Source organism: Nitratireductor sp. GCM10026969 (assembly GCF_042660605.1).
Lineage (GTDB): Bacteria > Pseudomonadota > Alphaproteobacteria > Rhizobiales > Rhizobiaceae > Chelativorans.
In genome coordinates this window covers 1-2,849 of record NZ_JBHSUM010000260.1, presented here as the reverse complement: position 1 = coordinate 2,849, position 2,849 = coordinate 1, and the positions used below count along the sequence as shown (strand labels likewise).

Annotated in this window: 4 protein-coding genes; 1 reads left to right on the top strand and 3 read right to left on the bottom strand. The window is 67.7% G+C overall.

What is annotated here, in order from left to right; translation table 11 throughout:
• On the top strand, positions 1-1,620 hold a 1,620-nt coding region (ggt, locus tag ACFP9U_RS24560; protein ID WP_378625444.1), incomplete at its 5' end, for a gamma-glutamyltransferase.
• A gap of 59 nt (positions 1,621-1,679) precedes the next feature.
• On the opposite strand, the gene ACFP9U_RS24555 is transcribed toward ggt, so the two are convergent.
• The 3 genes from ACFP9U_RS24555 to ACFP9U_RS24545 all read right to left on the bottom strand — a co-directional run.
• Entirely contained in the window at positions 1,680-1,952 is a 273-nt protein-coding gene (locus ACFP9U_RS24555) for a DUF4242 domain-containing protein (protein ID WP_378625442.1), read from the bottom strand.
• A 122-nt stretch (positions 1,953-2,074) separates the two neighbouring features.
• A complete protein-coding gene (locus ACFP9U_RS24550) occupies positions 2,075-2,368 on the bottom strand; it encodes a hypothetical protein (protein WP_378625440.1) in 294 nt (97 codons plus the stop codon).
• A 265-nt stretch (positions 2,369-2,633) separates the two neighbouring features.
• On the bottom strand, positions 2,634-2,849 hold a 216-nt coding region (locus ACFP9U_RS24545; RefSeq protein ID WP_378625438.1), incomplete at its 5' end, for an energy transducer TonB family protein.

Sequence of the window (2,849 nt, the reverse complement as noted above, 5' to 3'; positions counted from 1 at the left end):
GAGCGGCAGATGGTGGCGGCAGCCAACCCCTTGGCCGCACAGGCGGGGCTCGAAGTCCTGCGCGAAGGCGGCAGCGCGGCCGATGCGCTGGTCGCGGTGCAGACGGTGCTCGGGCTCGTCGAGCCGCAATCTTCCGGTATCGGCGGCGGCGGCTTTCTCGTCTGGTACGACGCCGAGAGCGGCGAGGTGACCACCTTCGACGGGCGCGAAACGGCACCCATGGCAGCTTCTTCCGAGCTCTTCCTCGACGAATCGGGCGAGCCGCTGGCCTTCTTCGATGCCGTCATCGGCGGCCGCTCCGTGGGCACGCCCGGGGTGGTGCGGCTGATGGAGACGGTGCATCGGCGCTACGGCAAGCTGGAATGGTCGGGTCTCCTGCAGCCGGCCATCGATCTTGCCGAGGACGGTTTCGAGGTCTCGCCGCGCCTCAACACGCTGATCGCCAACGACCGGGGCAAGCTCGACCAGGAGGAGCCGGCGCGGAGCTATTTCTACGACGAGGCGGGCGCGCCGCTCGCCGTCGGCACGCGGCTTGAGAATCCGGAATACGCCGAGGCGCTGCGCGCCATTGCCGAGGGCGGGGCGGACGCCTTCTATACCGGCGAGATCGCACGGGCGATCGTCGCCGCGGTGCGGGAGCATCCGACCAATCCGGGGCTTTTGAGCATGGAGGACCTTGCCGCCTATGAAGCCAAGGAGCGGCCGGCGGTCTGCGCGCCTTACGGCGGATACGACGTCTGCGGCATGGGGCCGCCCTCGTCCGGCGCGCTGACGGTCGGGCAGATCCTCGGCATGGTCACGCATTTCGACATCGCTGGGCTCGGGCCCGACGATCCGGAGAGCTGGCGCATCATCGGCGATGCCACCCGGCTCGCCTTTGCCGACCGCGGGCTCTACATGGCCGACAGCGACTTCGTTTCGATGCCCAGGGGGCTTTTGAACCAGGCGTATCTCAAGGACCGTGCCGCCCTGATCCGGCGGCCCACCGCCCTGCCGGCCGAGGAGGTCCAGGCGGGAACGCCGCCCTGGGACAAGGCGGAACTGCGGATCGGGGGGATCGAGCTCGAGCAGCCCTCCACCTCGCATTTCGTGATCGTCGACGATGCGGGCAACGTCGCCTCGATGACGAGCTCGGTCGAGAACGCGTTCGGCTCGCGGCAGATGGCGGCAGGCTTCCTGCTCAACAACCAGCTCACCGACTTCTCCTTCGCGCCGACAAGCGACGGCGAGGCGGTCGCCAACCGCGTGGAGCCCGGCAAGCGCCCGCGCTCCTCCATGTCTCCGACCATCATCCTCGAGGACGGTGAACCGGCCTTCGCGCTCGGCTCGCCGGGCGGCAGCAACATCATTCCCTATGTCGCGAATACGGTGATCGCACTGATCGACTGGGAGATGGACATGCAGGAGGCGATTACCCTGCCGCACCTGACCAACCGCTTCGGCACCTATGCGCTGGAGGCCGGCACCTCCGCCGAGGATTTCAACGACGATCTGCAGGCCCTGGGCTTCGAGACCGAGGTCGCGGACCTCAATTCGGGCCTGCACGGCGTCGCCTTTACCGCCCAAGGGCTCGTCGGCGGCGCCGATCCGCGGCGCGAAGGGGTGGCGGTCGGCGACTAGCACCCGCATAGGCCGGCCGGGACCGTGTTCCCGGCCGTGCCTCATGCCGACCCGCCGGACTATTCCGCCGTTGTGGGATCGATGGTGGCCCGAACCTGCGAAATTCTGTTGGCCGGGAAGCCCGCCGTCTCGGCGTGTTGGCGGATGAGATCCTCGCTCGGTGCGCGATAGACGCAAAAGATCTTGTCGTCGGTCACGTAGCTGTGCACCCACTGGATCTCGGGTCCGAGGTCGCGCAGAACGGTGCACGATGTCTGCGAGGCACCCTTGAGTTCGTCCGGGCCGAGCCCACCGACACCCGGCATGTCTCTTTCGATCACGAAATGCGGCATTGCCTGCCTCCCTCCTCTTGAGAAACGGTGCCCGCCTCAATGGTATCGGCAAATCGGCCGTTGGCAATTGCGGAATATGCGGTAGGCACCGAGCGGGCGGAAGGCGTGCGGGGCGGGAGGCTTCAGCGGCGCGTGTCCGGTCCGCGTGGCGTGTAGACCGGCACGTCGAGATCCGTCGGCTGGTGCCGTCGCTCCTGCCGCAGGATTTCGAGCCGCCTGCGCCATTCGTTGTGTGACTCCTCCATGCGGTCGAGCTTTTCCTCGCGTCGCCGCATCTCGGCATGTTCAGCCGCCCGATCACGCTTCTCCGCTTCCGCGTCGGCAAGCAGGACCGCTCGCGACTTGAATGCGGTGGCGGGGTCTGTCGGGAGAGAGGAGGCGAGCGCCGTGGCCGGGGCGAGAGTCAGCATGAGCAAGAGGAAGGGTCCCGCAAGCAAGGCTGTTGTCCGGGCGACTTCTGGCCGGGTACGCCGGAATCGGAAGGAAAAGACGTTCATTTCTGCTGCCTCTGGTGCCCGATGAGGCGCGCCTGTTGCGGTCGGGCTGGGTCTTAAGGCCTCCGGGCACCGCGCGCGGCGGCGCACGCTTCATCTCCACGCAATGTGGTAAGGCGCCTATCCGTTGTCGAGGGACAGGATGCAAAAAGCGATAGGCTAAGCCCGCCGACGCTCTGCCGTTCAATCAGCGGGTAAAGGCCAGGGGGACGGTAAACGGCCAGCTCGAGCGGCCCGCCCCTTCCGGTATGGGCGGGAAGGGCGCCGCCCGGCGAACGGTCTCCATCGCCGCGCGGTCGAGCACGTCCGCGCCGGAACTGCGCACGATGCGGACCGAGCCGACCTGGCCGTTGCCGGAGACGACGAAGCCGACATGCACCTCGCCCCGGATGCGCTGGCGCTG

Excerpts from the sequence above, each read along its gene's own strand:
- ACFP9U_RS24555 (WP_378625442.1), bottom strand. The coding sequence starts at position 1,952 with ATGCCGCATTTCGTGATCGAAAGAGACATGCCGGGTGTCGGTGGGCTC.